General features: G+C 47.6%; 11 protein-coding genes. 8 read left to right on the forward strand and 3 right to left on the reverse strand.

From position 1 onward, the window contains the following. The coding region (locus ACQY6F_RS10385; RefSeq protein ID WP_428774171.1) for a hypothetical protein at window positions 1-373 on the reverse strand (373 nt) is incomplete at its 3' end. A 628-nt stretch (window positions 374-1,001) separates the two neighbouring features. Here ACQY6F_RS10385 and ACQY6F_RS10390 point away from each other — a divergent pair. The 7 genes from ACQY6F_RS10390 to pelG all read left to right on the forward strand — a co-directional run bounded on the left by ACQY6F_RS10390 (window position 1,002) and on the right by pelG (window position 13,166). Further along, entirely contained in the window at window positions 1,002-3,860 is a 2,859-nt protein-coding gene (locus ACQY6F_RS10390) for an endo alpha-1,4 polygalactosaminidase (RefSeq protein WP_428774173.1), read from the forward strand. A gap of 21 nt (window positions 3,861-3,881) precedes the next feature. Continuing rightward, a complete protein-coding gene (locus tag ACQY6F_RS10395; RefSeq protein ID WP_428774174.1) occupies window positions 3,882-7,418 on the forward strand; it encodes a tetratricopeptide repeat protein in 3,537 nt (1,178 codons plus the stop codon). 118 nt (window positions 7,419-7,536) lie between these two features. Further along, entirely contained in the window at window positions 7,537-7,950 is a 414-nt protein-coding gene (locus ACQY6F_RS10400) for a hypothetical protein (protein ID WP_428774176.1), read from the forward strand. 49 nt (window positions 7,951-7,999) lie between these two features. Then, window positions 8,000-9,331, forward strand: a complete 1,332-nt coding sequence (locus tag ACQY6F_RS10405; protein WP_428774178.1) for a GAF domain-containing protein — start codon at window positions 8,000-8,002, stop codon at window positions 9,329-9,331. Then, a complete protein-coding gene (locus ACQY6F_RS10410; protein WP_428774180.1) occupies window positions 9,309-10,277 on the forward strand; it encodes a HEAT repeat domain-containing protein in 969 nt (322 codons plus the stop codon). The genes ACQY6F_RS10405 and ACQY6F_RS10410 overlap by 23 nt, the downstream gene beginning before the upstream one ends. Then, window positions 10,274-11,812 (forward strand): GT4 family glycosyltransferase PelF, encoded by a 1,539-nt coding sequence (gene pelF / locus ACQY6F_RS10415; protein WP_428774182.1) that lies wholly within the window; start codon window positions 10,274-10,276, stop codon window positions 11,810-11,812. Before ACQY6F_RS10410 ends, pelF begins: the two co-directional genes overlap by 4 nt. Beyond that, the gene (gene pelG, locus ACQY6F_RS10420) at window positions 11,793-13,166 is read left to right on the forward strand and encodes an exopolysaccharide Pel transporter PelG (protein ID WP_428774183.1); all 1,374 of its coding nucleotides are present in this window, start codon (window positions 11,793-11,795) and stop codon (window positions 13,164-13,166) included. Before pelF ends, pelG begins: the two co-directional genes overlap by 20 nt. A 114-nt stretch (window positions 13,167-13,280) precedes the next feature. On the opposite strand, the gene ACQY6F_RS10425 is transcribed toward pelG, so the two are convergent. Further along, window positions 13,281-14,294: an endo alpha-1,4 polygalactosaminidase gene (locus ACQY6F_RS10425; protein WP_428774185.1), complete on the reverse strand. Its 1,014-nt coding sequence runs from the start codon at window positions 14,292-14,294 to the stop codon at window positions 13,281-13,283. A 320-nt stretch (window positions 14,295-14,614) separates the two neighbouring features. Beyond that, window positions 14,615-14,917, reverse strand: a complete 303-nt coding sequence (locus ACQY6F_RS10430; RefSeq protein ID WP_428774186.1) for a hypothetical protein — start codon at window positions 14,915-14,917, stop codon at window positions 14,615-14,617. Window positions 14,918-15,202: 285 nt separating this feature from the next. Here ACQY6F_RS10430 and ACQY6F_RS10435 point away from each other — a divergent pair, with 285 nt between their 5' ends. After that, entirely contained in the window at window positions 15,203-15,445 is a 243-nt protein-coding gene (locus tag ACQY6F_RS10435) for a hypothetical protein (RefSeq protein WP_428774188.1), read from the forward strand. Window positions 15,446-15,604: the final 159 nt, after the last annotated feature.

Consider the following 15,604-nt stretch of genomic DNA (forward strand, 5'->3'; position numbering starts at 1 on the left):
GGTATAAAGTCGAATGAGTCAAGATAATGCCATTATACTTTCCTTGCTCAACTACTTTAGGTTCGCCCGTAATCTCATCAATCTCATCAGTAACAATTTTTGTTACTAATTTATCCCAACCTAAGACTTCTGTACTAGCATCCAGTACATCGTACGGCACACCCATTTCGTCCAACATATCGTCAATCGTGTCCAATCCCCGGGCGTAATTTGGATCAGTTTCATCCATGATTGTCGTTGGTGAAATAACCAAAACCTTCAACGCAACGTTGGGTAGCTCTTCTGAAAATGATGAAGCTGAAAATGACAACATAAAGCACAAGAGTAGTATCTGCTTAACGGATATCTTTTCAGCAATATTTCTCGATAACATAATTGCTTATCCTTAAGTAAGTGTCTGGCTTATATCTAAGCCGTTGTAACACCAGACCATCCGCTGTACAGCTGCATCAGAGCTTCTGATTTCTGACGACGCTGGCCCTATTACGCCAGCGCTCAATTGACTCGGTTATGCCTATGTCTGAAATGAGCGCTGTTTCATGCGTTCAAGTGTAGACAAGGTCACAGTTTGAGCAAATCTTACAAATGATACTATCAATAAATCTGACTTTTCTGTGTGTCACCGTGACAACGTGACAAATTACACTGGGTCGATTAGGTGGGCAGTGTTACGAGTCCTGCTACAACGCGGGTTTCAAGGGAAATAGCAGCATGTTAGTGAGCATAGAAAACCTATGCTATGCATCAAATTTCCTTCTAAAATCGAGGCCTATTTGAAGCCGAAGCACCATATATTCAATTAATTTTCACTAAGGTTTGACAAGATAAAATGAGCTCACTCAATTATTGAGGGTAATTGGCTAACGGTAGGTTGTACGGCCAAAGAGTTAAGAAATAATCAGGCTTACCTTTGACACGCTATACAAATCAAACAGATATTCATCTCTAACTTTTGCTAGCTAGTTTTACCCAATTTCCGGTCAGGTTTAAGTGCGATTATTTTGTCACTTTCTTGCCGGCAAAAGAGTTTAATTTTTTCTCACAGTCAAGAATTTATATTTAATAATGGGACGCGTGTTTATTTTTTTGCAATATCTCTAGATCGGATACACACTTTATGCACATCACATATGAAACAATGGTGCTTCATGCGATCTTCGATCATGATTTTGCTGTTAGTAGGAATTCTTAATGCTCCCGCTTTTGGGAGTATGCCCCCTTCTATTGCCTTCTACTACAATCAGATCGATTCAGTACGTGAGTTAATGAATTATGACCGGGTGGTAGTCAATCCTACGCTGATTACCCAGCAACAGATCACAACGCTTCAGTCGTCAGGAGTCTCAGTTTTTGCCTATCTCAGTGTCGGTGAATACAGTGGTCCGACGCTACCTGACTCGTTGAACAACGCCTCTCCACTCAAAAATGACAACTGGAATAGTCATGTGATGGATCTGGCTTCTTCCGCGTGGCAAAACTATTTACTAGGTCAAGCCGCCTCTCTAACCCACCAGCGCTTTGATGGACTGTTTCTCGACACCTTGGATAGTTACACACTGCTTAGCCAAAGCGGCTACGAACAGCCAGCACAGCAAAAAGCCCTGACCAAAATTCTAACCGCATTAAACAACTCTCCCAATAAGCCCAAACTGATTTTGAATCGTGGATTTGAATTGCTGGATACTCTTTCATTTAAACCCTATGCGGTGGTCGCTGAGTCTCTATATCACAAATATGATCCCATTAGCCGGGAGTACAGTGCAACGTCGGCCAATGATTCCAAGTGGCTCAACAACCAACTCGATCGGGTAAAAGCCAAAGGGATAGAAGCCATAGTCATTGACTATATACCTGCTTCACGAAGAGCGGATCAACAGCGTGCCGCTCAGCGCCTTATCGATGAAAACAACACGCCTTACATCAGTGACGGATTGCTGTATGAATTTGGCACCAGTAGTATCGTGCCGATTGCCCGGCGAGTACTTGGGCTCTATAAAAGCTCAGAGATTAATCCGGCCTCCTCTCAGTGCCATCGAAAATTGGCCATGCCGATTGAATACCTGGGCTATGTACCTGAGTGTGTTGATATTAAGTCTGTTTCCTTTAATGACTTAGACATCACCCGATATGCCGGCGTAGTCACCTGGTTAGATGAAAGCTCATTTCAACAGTTTCCGGCACTCCAAAACTGGTTAGATAGACTGATTGGTTCGGTTCCGGTGCTATTTATTAATGCCCTGCCCAGTGACCCCAAATTGCTCGCCAAACTCGGAATTCAAGCAGACGGAAAACTTGTCGGCAAAGCATATCAACAAACAGGTAAAGATTGGACTGCGGGACACTACCCGGTTTCATTCAGTGCGTTTGACTCTTTCCCTGCGTGGCGTTCTGACCATTCGAATGTCAAACCTTTGGTGACTTTCACTGATCAGTCTGGCAGAGACTCAACGCTCTTGTTTAGTGCGTCTTGGGGTGGTGCTGCTCTGAGTCCTATGCCCGTAATTAATCTTGCCAATGAGCAGCAGATCTGGGCGGTTGACCCTTTCCGCCTGATTGCAGCAACTCTGAATCTTCCTGCAATACCCGCAGCCGACATTACCACCGAATCGGGCCAACGAATTTTAACCAGCCATATTGATGGTGACGGTTTTGGCTCCAAAACCTGGCTGCCCGACACGCCCACTGCCGGAGAAGTTGTTTACCAACAAATCCTGCGCAATTACGACCTTCCTGTTACCGTATCTGTGGTTGCCGGAGACATAGCGGATCGCGACATATCGGGGGCGAAAAGAAACGCACTCAGCCAGACGGCTAAAAAGATATTCAGCCAGAACAATGTTGAAATTGCCTCACACTCCTTCAGCCATCCTGACTACTGGCAACCAAGAGCGGGTAATAAAAACGGCAAACAGCAACTGGCAGTTAACTTGCAGCATGAGATTGTCGCGAGCACAGGTTACATTAATTCCCAGCTTGCCCCTAAAGGCAAAAGTGCCAAATTGATTCTTTGGTCTGGTCACGCAGACCCTGACGAAAAGGCCTTAGCTGTCGCGAGTGAGGCCCACTTACTCAATGTTAATGGCGGTAACAGTTATGCCGTTAAAGGTAGTGATGATTGGTCACGAGTATCGCCAGCAATTCAATGGTACCCCAGCGGGGTACAAGTCTACGCCCCTGTCGCGAATGAGTTAAGTTATACCCGGCAATGGACCGCCAACTATGATGGTTATCGCCGGGTTATTGAGACGTTTGCCATCCTGGGCGAGCCGAGGCGGCTAAAACCCATCAGTATTTATTTCAACATGTATTCCGCAGAGTATCCTGCTTCGCTCAACGCACTGAAGTTCGTCTATGACTGGGCACTCGCTCAACCGACCACCCCACTGTTTCTAAGCGAGTACGCATCAAGAGCTAAAAGTCTGTACGAAACAGGAATCGCAAAAACTCTGGATGGCCGCTGGCAGATAAGCTCTTCAGGCATTAAGAGCATTCGACTACCCGATACACTTGGCTATCCGGTTGGGCGGGATATTGCAGGTTGGAACCAGGCGAAAGACGGTAAATTCCTGATTCTGAAACAGGCTCGTACTGTCTTTGCCACTCAGCCAAAAGACGTGAAAAACTTCCACCTGCAAAGTGCCAATGGTGTATTACTTAAATGGCAGCAAAACGGCAATACCATCGATTGGTCCATTCAGTCTCACCGGCCATTAGAACTGACAATTTACGGCGCTAAAAGTTGTCAGCCACTGACAGGAGAACCTCTCAGCAAGCGCGTTATTTCAAAAGATGCAATCCAGTTTCATTCATCGCGAAGCGGAATTCTTTCCGGGACCCTTCGCTGTATACCTCAGCAATAACTCAAATAAGAGGTGAGCAGGATGAAAGCACGAGACAACCAATTGGATCCATCATACATAGAGCAGAACAAACCTAAAACGAGGCTGATCAATAAGACTGCGTTGGTGCTTATCGCGGTCTTTTCGCTCAGCACGCTGTGGTTTGTGGCTCCAACCAAGCTGATGCTGATCCAGCTTATCGAACAGTCCGCCTCCCCGCAGGTATCCCTGGCATTTCTCAATCAGCTGTATGAGTTTGACCCCAAAAATCGCGATATCGTAAGGCAAATTGCCGACAAGTACATCCAACTTGGTCAACTGGACGATGCCCGTCGTCTGCTGGAATCGATGTTAATTGACAGCAATGGCGAGAGAGACTGGCAAGCGACCGATTCTTATTTAGCGGTTTTGCTCGCCCAGTACTACAACGCCGAGCCAGAGCAGGAGCAGCAAGCGACCGATAATCTCCTGGCGTTTTTTAATCAGATTGATGCCCTACCCGATGCCTATCTTGCCCGCCGTTTTGCCGATGCTGCCATCGGATTTAACCTGCCACTGAAAGGACTGCAGTACTTGTACCCGCACCTGGACAGTGGCATCACCGATTACGACGAGCTTATCTCCCTGGCATTACAAGGCGAAGACTACGATACCGCCTTATCGCTGCGTAAAGAGGCGTTCCAACAATCTGAAGATATGCCGCACGCGACTGCTCTGTTCGACCAGTTCACCGCCATAGATCAACCGCAACTGAGCAAAGAGTTTATCGAGCAGTATCAAGGCGCATTATCTAACGATCCTGATTTTCTGAAAGCCTCCATCGACCATTCAGAGCAAGTCGGTAACCTGGATGTCGCTCTCAAGCAACTCGATAAACTGGTTAAAGTCGAGCCAGAAGCGAGCCACTATCGCCACAGCGCTGAAATTGCCGTTGCTTTGGGTGAGCTATCGGTAGCAGCGTCCTCATTAGAAAAAGCGATCGAACTTGAAGGCGACACACAAGATTATCAGGCACTGCACCAAATCTACCGCTGGCAGGATGATATCAAAAAGGCTCAGGAGGTCAGTATTGCCCTGTTGCCGCTATCTCCAACAGAAGAGCAGCTTCGCAATGGCCTCGAAGATTCGCGGGCATTAAGTGACATCTACTATGAAGGGGTATTTCTGGATGCCCTGGCGAAACAGAATCTGATTCGCCCGGATGAATACAATCAGTGGTTAAATGCGATTGAAAAATCCCAGGGCACCGAAGCGGCGTTGCGGAGCGTTATTGAGCTCGCCCAAACACGGCCAAACGATTCGCAACTTATCAGCCATAAAATGCGACTTTATAGCTACCAGAACGATAGCCAGGCGGCGATTTCACAGTGGCGCGATCTCATTCGCCTTCGCTCACCAACTCAAAGTGAAGCCCTGATTGCCTCAGATATGTATTTAATGCAGCACCAGCCGCAACAGGCCCTGAATGCTTTAACCGCGCCTCAAAACTGGCTTAATGCAGATGACCCGTACCTGAACAGGGTGGCGGCGCTGGCATGGGAAACCAGTAACCGACCTGCGGCAGTCGCAAGCTTTAACCAACTCGCAGCGCGCCAGAGCGAACAACTCGACGTCTATCGTTATGTCAAAGTCCTTTCACCGCTTGATAGTGAAAGCAGAGAGATGCTGGTGACGCTATATAATCAGACCGACAACGACCAAATTCTGCTGATGCTAATCGCGGAAAGCCAGCTAAGTGGTGATAGTGACAGCCTCAGGGATCTTGTCCAACTGGCGGCGAATGACCCATCGCTCGCCCGCAATTTGGACGTGTTGAATCTTCGGGTTCAACTGGCGTTGCAAGAGGGCCAAACGGACCAGGCGACTGAACTGCTGCATACCATTTTGGATATTTCGCCCAATAACCCTTCAGCAGTCAACAGCTTAATGTGGATAGCGATTGATACCAACGATCAACAAGGCCTAAGTGAACTGTATGACCGCTATAAACTGGCTTTGGCGGACGATCCGAATCTATGGCTGGCTTTTGCTACCGCCAATCAACAGCTGGGCAACTTGGCCGAAGCCGATCTTTGGTACAAACAGTTGCTGCTCAACGGCGACAATCCCGACGTATCCATTCTGCTCAATTACGCAACTTTGCTGGAAAAGACCGGCCAATTAGATAAAGCGTATGAGCTGCGAAAATTCGTCCTCAATCAACGCAAGCAAGAGCTACTGGCCAGCCAGGGAGGCGATGCCAGCTACCGATCATTGATCGCCATGTTTACCAGCCCTGCTTTTGCCCAGTCGATGATTGAACTGGCCGCCACGACGGCACCGAGCGCGGAACACACCGCTGAACTGTACAGCCATTACCTGGCCAATAATCAAACCGATCGGCTGCTCTACTGGCATCAGAATACCGCGCTAGGCCAGTACCCCCTGCCGGATTGGCAAAAGCTTGCCCTGGCGATGAAGCAGAATGATAAAGACGCCATTGAACGCCTGCTCGCCAATTCAGTTAATTTGTCCGTGACTGACAAGTATGCCGCGCTGCAGAAAGTTGGTCAGCAACAAGCCGCATGGGATGAAGGCGAGAACTTGCTCGGCACCATGCAGGATGAAGCTTCTGAAGCGCAGTTACTTAAAATGCATGCGCAGCAGAATCCGGATAAAAACCGTAGTCTTCGTGGCCAGGTATTATCGATTAGTTCATGGGATATCACCCGTTACAGCCTGGATTTCTTTGCTCCGCATCCGTATGGTTTCTGGCGACTGGGCAGCGACTACCAACAGACAAGCGCAACGGACAATCTGCTGGGCAATGAGCTGGAGAGCGAACGTCGTTTAAGAGGCGTGTACCACCAGCAATTTGCCGATAGCAGTGCCGAAATCGGTTTTGATATCGCAGATGGTGTGGGTGATCAGCGACTCGGACTGAACGGACATTATCAGTTTGCCATCAACGAAGATTGGCAGGCTAAATTCAGCTTCGGCCTGAACTCGCAAATTGAAGCGAGCAAACTTTTAACCGTTGCCGGGCAGGACAATACTCTGGGCTTTAGCACCCATTATAAACTGACCAGCCGCGAGTCACTCTCTTTACGGCTCAACTATCACGATTTGAAAACTCGCTTTGATGACCCTATCGGCCAGGGCTGGGACATGAATCTGCGCGTGACTGAGCAACTGTTCTTTAACGATCCGGCCTGGCAGGCCTACGCTGATATTTCGACCCACAAGATCAAACACGATAGCTCACCTTTAACCGGATTCAACCAGTGGTATCAGGGCAGTGCGCCAATCACAAGCAGCGATTTCATAGCAGACAGATATCAGCGGCTATCCATTGGTCAACGTCTGTATCACGGCACACCTGGTCTGCCGGGCCCGACAGTCCCCTCACCCCGATATTGGCTTGATACTTCACTGGGCTACAACACGGTTACTTCAAAGGCGGATGTCACTCTCAGTGCCGGATTGGGTTGGGAAATCATCGGTAGCGATGAACTTTACTTAACAACTAGCTGGCAAAGCCAGGATCGCAATGGCACCGAGTCCCTGCGGTTTACTTTGGGCTACTACTACGGATTCTAATAAGGAAAGAATGATGAAGAATCTCCTACTAATAACAATGAGCATGGCACTGCTTTCATGCAGCAATTACCAAATACCCGATAGCCCCACTTTTAACTCAGCAAGTTCGTGGGCCATCATGCCAATGACCAATAATGCCAATACTCCGATGGCGGCGGAAAAAGCGGAACAATTGGTCGCCACACAGCTTTACGCAAAAGGAATCAGGACGATTAAGTACCCGGCGACGGTCACCAATGATCTCCGTAGCGTGCTTGATTCGAGCGTGAAGCAACAAAACGCCCAAGCCTGGTTAGCAAGCCAACCGGTAGATTATGTAATTACCGGCTCTATCGAAGAGTGGCACTATAAAAGCGGCTTAGATGGCGAGCCTGCGGTGGGTTTAACATTGGAGATTCAATCTGCCAAAACCGGTCAGGTGTACTGGCGTGCGTCAGGCAGCCGGGTCGGCTGGGGACGCGAGAGTATTACCGGCACCGGCCAGGTGGTGATTGAAAAATTGCTCGATGGCATAGTCATTACGCAGCCATAGTGGCCTGTTTTCAGTTCACAAGAAAAGCATTCGGACGCAATGGTGCTATATGAGTAAGCAGAACATCAGGCAGATGGTAAAAGGATATCAAAGCAATGGTGTGGCCTGGCTGGAGACATCAGTGGTCACTCTGATCGTTATTTATATCTGGACTCAATCGCAATTATTGGTACCGCCAATTGTAGAACAGAACTTTTTCTGGCCGTTGATCGGCCCGCTGCTGGTCGCTTTACGTTATGGATTAGCCAAGGGGTTAACCTGCGCAGTCGTCACTAATATTGCCATCGCCTATATCATGCAGCTGGACGGCAACCTTCAGTTTTTCCCTCTTTCACACGGGATCGGCATGGTCTTCACCGCCATGCTGGCGGGTGAGTTTCAAAATCACTGGAACAACACCAACCGTCGACTGTCGATAGAGCATCAGTATATGCGTGACAAGCTGGCCATATTCACTAAAAACTACCACTTGCTCAAAGTCTCTCATGATCAACTCGAGCAGCGCACGGCTGGCCAAAGTAGCAGTCTTCGGTCAAGTATCAAAGCCCTACGCAATATCGCCACCCGGCACACTGATCATCGTCAGGAATACTTGGCTGAGCCTATTCTCAACTTAATGGCAGAAATAGGCGGGATAGAGGTAGCCGGTTTCTATCAGGTTAACGGAGGCAATATTGCCCCAACCGCTGCCGTAGTGCGCGGTGAACAACACCTGTTAGACCGCACAGACCCCATGCTGCAAGAAATGATGGAGGAACAGCAGCTGCTTTCCGTTGCCAAGTTGTCAGAACAACAAGAACACAAGTCTCGCTACCAACTTTGTATTCCGCTGGTCAATACTCATGGCGAGACGCAGGCCGCCGTACTGGCGGAAAGCACCAAGTTTTTCATGCTTAACCCGACTAACATCGCGTTACTCTCTGTTATCGCCAATTATTCCGCCGACCTTCTGAGCGACGAAATCATCGCCCCAACCCTGCAGCAGAATCAGCGGTCGCTATTTATCGACTATCTGGGCCGGGCTAGAAACAACAACAAAAACTATGGTACCGACAGTTCTCTGATCGTCTGTATCGACATCAAAAACAAACACCAACGCGCACTTAATTCAGCGATTGAACGCCACCGCGGTGCCGATATCTACTGGTCATGTCAGACTGTAAACGGCCAGCCTGCACTTGCGGTACTGCTGCCCATGACAACGCTCTACGGTGCACAACAGTTTGCCAATCGCCTGACTGAAGTGATTCCGGTTGAAATACCGTCCGTTAACGCCAATTTCAAAATCATCGGCCCACTATCAGTAGAAAGAGATTGGGATAAAATTCAACAAGTTATGGTACAGCTAGGAGCCTTCTATGAAAATATGGCTGCTTCTTAGTGCCTTGCTGTTTGAGGGCATCAGTATCGATATGGTGCTGCATAACGTCGTTATTGAGGATTTTTGGCTGTACGCAACGGCTTACCATACTCTGGCCTGCGCCAGTTTAAGCGCGGCCTGTTGGCTGATGTTGCCAGATAGCTATCAGTACCCGTTAGAAAGCTCGATGGGTTTTCTTTTTATTATTAACTGGTTACTTCCTGTTATCGGCATCATGGGAACGCTCGGTTCACTGATGGTCGCCCTGCATACGCCGCGTAAATTGAGCAAAGTAACCTGGCGAGCTTTTGAAGAAAACCAATTGCCACAAAATCCAAAAAATACGCGTGTAGAGCACCTGGGTGTGGGTGCGCTGAGAGAAATTCTGCTGTACGACAGCGATCCGGAAAGGCATTTGCTCGCCATCACTGCAATTCGCAACCTGCCTAATAAATATGCCGTGCCCATGCTGCAACTGGCGATAAAAGACCTGTCCGATGATGTCAGGCTGCAGGCCTATGCCTCGCTAGAACGAATAGAAACGGAAATAAATGAATCGATAAGTCTTTTAAAAAAACAGTTTGAGCATAAAGCCACAGCGCAAAAAGCGTATGACATTGCCCAGCAATACTGGGAGCTCTGCTACCTAGGCATCGCTGAAGGGGTGCTGTTTCAGCTCTACCTGAAACAAGCTGAACAGTACCTGATTCAGGCTAATAAACTGAAGGAGTCGGCTTCATCTAACCTGCTGTTAGGCCGGGTTTTTCTAAGCCAGAAACGCCCTTTGGACGCCATTCTGGTGCTAAACAGAGCCAAAAACCAGGGGGCGATTACCAAGCAGGTTGCCCCCCACCTGGCAGAAGCGGCTTATATGATTGGCAATTACCACGATGTACGACAGTTCATTACTTACTTTCCAGACCAACAGGGCGAGTTACTCAGCCAGATAAGAGAGTATTGGAAATGAAATTCTTTAGACGCAGTCAGCCCAAGGAATCTGTTGATGTTTGCCTGCTACTCGAAGGCACTTACCCGTATGTGAGAGGAGGCGTTTCAAGTTGGGTTCACCAGATTATTCAGGGGCTGCCTGAATTTAAGTTTTATCTTATTTTTCTTGGCGGACACCCTGACCTGTACAAAGAGCCTGCCTACCAGTTGCCGGATAATGTTGTTGGGTTTGAAATTCATTTTCTGTTGTCAGATGCAAAAAAATACAAACCCAGACTCTGCTCTGGCAATGCAACACATTTTGCGACCTTACGTGATTTTTTGTCCTATTTTGACAACAGTTCGACGCCTATTCCCAGTGAGCTGTTGCTCAGTATTTCTAAGGTACTCGGCAAACGAGGACACCTGACACTGGAAGATTTTCTCTACAGCCGCGCTTCCTGGGACATGCTGACCTATCAGTATGCCGCAAATGCCGAAAGCGAATCTTTTGTCGACTACTTCTGGACCTATCGCAACATCTACCAACCGCTGTTCATTTTGTCGAAAATATCGCAAAACCTGCCGAACGCGAAAGTATTTCACAGTGTTTCAACCGGTTACGCTGGCTTTCTTGGCGCGCTGTGTCACCAAATCACCGATAAACCATTGCTGCTTACTGAACACGGCATCTATACCAAAGAACGCAAAATAGATCTGTCGCAGGCGGAATGGGCCAAAACGCACCACGCCACACTAGATGTCTCTATGTATAAAGGGATGGACCTGACACGCAAAACCTGGGTGCAGTTTTTCGAGCAGCTCGGCCTCACCGCCTATCATCAGGCCAACAAAATCATTGCCCTGTTTGAAGGTAACCGTCAGCGACAACACAAAGACGGCGCCCCGGATGACCGTACTCTGGTGATTGTAAACGGCATCAATGTGGAACGTTTTGAGAAAGCGTACCAACAAAGACCGCTGCACCCGCCTTTGGTCGTCGGCCTGGTGGGCCGTGTGGTGCCGATTAAAGACATCAAAACCTTTATTCGTACCATACGAATGACGGTTGAAGTACTGCCCGATCTGGAAGGCTGGATCATCGGCCCGACAGAAGAAGATCCGGACTATGTCTATGAATGCGATCTGCTGATCAAGAGCCTGGGCATGAGCAACAACATAAAAATGCTTGGCAGTCAGAACGTTGCTGAGATATTGCCGGAAATTGGCGTGATGATGCTGACATCTATCAGTGAAGCACAGCCATTGGTCCTGCTGGAAGCGATGGCAGCAGGTATCCCCTGCATAGCCACAGAAGTTGGGGCCTGCAGAGAAATAATAAAAGGCAGCGACGGCGAAGATGCTGAGCTTGGTTCTGCCGGTGAAGTGATTCCCATAGCCAGCCCGCTGGAGGGAGTGACAGCGATTACCCAAATCCTGTCAGATCCTGCGGCGTGGCGAAAAGCCGGTGATATTGGCAAAGAGCGGGTGGTCCGCTATTACAACGAAAGCCGAATGTATAACTCGTATCGGAAGCTCTATGAGGAGGCCATCGATGGCAGGGATAGGCTTTGAAATTAGGAAAATTCTGCAGAAAAATACCCTGCTATCGATCATAGAAGCTTACGGCCTGGCAGGGATTATCAGCTCCGGCCCCTGGATACTGACTATTCTCGCCATGCTGGTTATTGGCCTGGTTACGCTTGGCATGAGCTTTCCCACCGATATTGTTATCCAGTTTTTAGTTATCGTCACTTACCTGATGGCAGGTTCACTTATCATCAGCGGACTATTTCAGCTCTTGATGACCCGCTTTATTTCCGATCTCGTCTCTGTTGGACAAGATTATCGCATTTTGCCCAACCTGTTTGGCGCCATGCTGATCACCAGCGTAATAGCGGCGGTTATCGGTGCTGTGGTACTGAACCTAGCAGGCACTCTGGATCCCACTCTGAAAATTGTCATCTTTACCACCTTAATATTACTTAGCAATCAATGGCTTGCCATTATACTGTTGAGTGGAATGAAGAAGTACTATCGCATTTTGATAACGATGGCGGTCAGTTACGGATTGATGCTTGGCCTGAGTTTTTCTCTGCCTCCTTCTGGCTTGTTGGGCCTGATGCTGATCTTCTGTTTCTGTCAGGGCATCCTCACGTTTGCCTTTCTGTACGACATTATCCGAGAATTTCCCGCTGAGCGATTGATTTCGTTCGAGTTTCTCAATCCCCAAAAAGCGTTCTATTCACTCATATTCTGCGGCGTACTCTATAACCTTGGAGTGTGGTTAGATAAGTTTGTGTTCTGGTTCAACCCGGGAACCTCTCATCAAGTCATTGATGTATTCCGGGCATCCTTTATTTATGACCTGCCTATTTTCATTGCCTATTTAGCGGTGGTGCCGGGTATGGCGGTGTTTATGCTCCATATGGAAACGGAATTTGCAGACGCGTGTATCCGGTTTTATCATGCGGTGCGAAAAGGGGCGACGCTGACTAAAATTCACTCGTTGAAGAATAATATGGTCATGGCCTGCCAGAGGAGCCTGTATGAAATATTTAAAGTTCAGGGAATGACCCTAATACTGTTAATTCTTTGGGCTGAAGACATTCTGAACTTGTTAAATATTGACTTAACCTATTTACACCTTTTTTATATCGATTTGGTTGGTGTGAGCTTACAAGTATTATTTATGGCGATTCTCAATGTCATGTATTACCTGGACAAAAGAATGTCAGCACTGTGGCTGACATTATTAATGGCGCTTGGAAACTTAACCCTATCCAGTATCACCATCATGCTTGGACCGGTTTTCTATGGCTACGGCTTCGCCATCACTATGCTTATCGTTTCCGTTATTGGCATGATCACCTTAGACAAGCAATTTGAAGATCTTGAATATCAAACCTTTATGTTGCAACGGCCTTAAGCAATATCCATATACAAAAACAATACCCCTAAACAATGGCCACTAGCCGCGCCCTAGCGCATCGTTCTTCGCTCTAGGGCTAAACGGGTTCTTACATGGGTTCATTGCCAATGTTTATTGATCACATGTTTTCACCCCTACTCCATCCAACTGATAAGTTGTTTTCCACAATGATGAAATCTTCACACTGATAAAATATGGGCAAGCTACATTCTTGTATGTCTCCAGATCGGTTTCACCACTTTTACCGCTGGTATAGTATTCCTGGTTAAATACCGCCTTATTATTGCTTAAGAAAGTATTTTCATAGGATTGGCATTCATTACTATAAGCATAACATTGCTCATTAATCGCGAAATCAAACGATGGTTCCAGATCATTTATTTGGCTGGTATCGTTTTTCAAAGCGATACTCAAATTTCTGGCATGCGCCTCTTGGGCAAGCCATCGATTATAGCTTAGTTGATGCTCTGGAGTAATCAGCCCGTGGGTTTCATCCGTATTATCGAATCCATCCACGTTATCTGGTTCCACCGCATCACAGCCATTATTCGCGGCCAAATCGAGCCGAGCCGCCATAATGGGCTTGATGTTATTGTTTAACGCCTGTTCATTGCCGATATTCAGCCAGGTTTCACCCGGCCAGTCTTGCATATCGCCGTCCGCGATGACGGAATCTGGCGCGAACTGGTCGGCATCGGGGCGCCATTTTTCCCGCGTTCCGGCGCTAAAGTAGCAAATGACCTTTTTACCGGCATTTTTGAGTTTCATGATTGCACTATTGGCATCGCCTGCTATGCCATCGAACAGATCGATGTCATAAATCTCAACGTTAGGGTCAATCGTCAAATTGCCATAATTTTGCAGTTGCCACATCCACTTAGCTCCAGGTGTGGGAACCCACATAGCAGGAGGCTCTACTGGCGGCGGTTCTGTGGGTGGCGGCGGCTCTGTTGGCGGAGGTGGTTCCGTAGGTGGAGGCGTAACTTCCGGTGGTGGCTCAACGACTGGTGGGCGCTCCGGACTTGGCGTCTCTGATTTATTTCCTGAATCACAAGCTGTTAATAAAGTCACACTGATGACAACAGCAAAAGTGACGGTTTTACTATACTGCTCGATTAGTTTCATTGCTTATCTCTGCTTATTATGAACAGCAAACATTCATCATCCATAATTTAATATTAGCCATGAGAAAACTGATGCATAATATATGCACTTATTACATAGGTATGAATAAAGAGTACTATTTCTCCCTCAATACTTCGTATTCATATCTGCCACTTGGCCAGAATGTAATAAGTGCTACAGATTAGAATATAGGTTACGCCAGCCACCGATATGTCATTTTTGGCGCTTGTCTCAATTGTTGGCTTTTAAGCTATGATGGCATTTTATCAGCCCTGACAGTGATGACTTTACCCGTTATCTGGACACGGTTTCACGACTAATCAGCTATCTAAATCATAGAAATGCTCAAACGATCGGCGAGTGAGCGACAGCCGCCCTTTCCTTAATAGCTCCGGCAGCGACTGAACGACATAACCTTTAAGATCGTCAAAATCCAGCTCCGTCAGCAGATAGCTGTCAAAGCTCATTTTAAATGTTGTGCCGTTGATGGTGAGCACGAGTAAGTGCTGAGTGTCGTGTTTAGCCATCTGATATTCCAGGTTGTAATTGATGTGTCCAACCATTCGGTTTAGCTCTTTTCTGACGGCTCTTTTCAGCGCAATCATTTTGTTTTCCATATCCATAAAACTGCTCCTGACACGCGAAGCTATCAAACGCCGGCAATTCCATACGGCTTGTTATCTCAAGAAGGTTCGCAGATCCGATTGGGGTCAACCCGGTGAACAAGACCGGCTGACCAAATTCCCTTCTTAATTAGAGAGTAGCAGCCAGAAGTTAAATTGTTGGCGATAGAGAAGCATCATTTATTGGTCGGTACTCTATATATCCACTAAACTATTAAGCGTCTGGAATGGGAACATATGAACCGCTTCAGGAGATACCTTCAGACATGTACAGGACACACCGCTATGCCACGCGCTACCTCTATCGAAATCACCACTAATGACCCGTTACTGACTCATACGGACAACCCTTCGGCACTGATTAGCTGGGAATTAGGAGAAGAGCTGACTCATCAGGAATATGAATCGGTATTAGCCAGAATCGAGGCACTAAAAGATTGTTCACCCCACAGTGCGGAAGGTAAAGAACGAGCGCGCTTGATTGAGCTGATCAATCAGCACGACTTTCGTTATACCCCGCACATTTAGCCGGCGATATACTCATACAACTGATTGATTTAACTATCGACTGCGTCATGCACCGGCTCCTTAAAAGTGGAAGCTGCGGAACAATTTACCTTGTCGGATACCCAGCGTTGTTATCCTCCTTGCGGGGGAGAGCCATCTTTAGCTGGCAACAATCTGACC

It is taken from the genome of Vibrio sp., assembly GCF_050299255.1.
Classification (GTDB): Bacteria; Pseudomonadota; Gammaproteobacteria; order Enterobacterales; family Vibrionaceae; genus Vibrio.

Excerpts from the sequence above, each read along its gene's own strand:
- ACQY6F_RS10395 (WP_428774174.1), top strand. The coding sequence starts at position 3,882 with ATGAAAGCACGAGACAACCAATTGGATCCATCATACATAGAGCAGAAC.
- ACQY6F_RS10400 (WP_428774176.1), top strand. The coding sequence starts at position 7,537 with ATGCCAATGACCAATAATGCCAATACTCCGATGGCGGCGGAAAAAGCG.
- ACQY6F_RS10405 (WP_428774178.1), top strand. The coding sequence starts at position 8,000 with ATGAGTAAGCAGAACATCAGGCAGATGGTAAAAGGATATCAAAGCAAT.
- ACQY6F_RS10410 (WP_428774180.1), top strand. The coding sequence starts at position 9,309 with ATGAAAATATGGCTGCTTCTTAGTGCCTTGCTGTTTGAGGGCATCAGT.
- pelF (WP_428774182.1), top strand. The coding sequence starts at position 10,274 with ATGAAATTCTTTAGACGCAGTCAGCCCAAGGAATCTGTTGATGTTTGC.
- pelG (WP_428774183.1), top strand. The coding sequence starts at position 11,793 with ATGGCAGGGATAGGCTTTGAAATTAGGAAAATTCTGCAGAAAAATACC.
- ACQY6F_RS10425 (WP_428774185.1), bottom strand. The coding sequence starts at position 14,294 with ATGAAACTAATCGAGCAGTATAGTAAAACCGTCACTTTTGCTGTTGTC.
- ACQY6F_RS10430 (WP_428774186.1), bottom strand. The coding sequence starts at position 14,917 with ATGGATATGGAAAACAAAATGATTGCGCTGAAAAGAGCCGTCAGAAAA.
- ACQY6F_RS10435 (WP_428774188.1), top strand. The coding sequence starts at position 15,203 with ATGCCACGCGCTACCTCTATCGAAATCACCACTAATGACCCGTTACTG.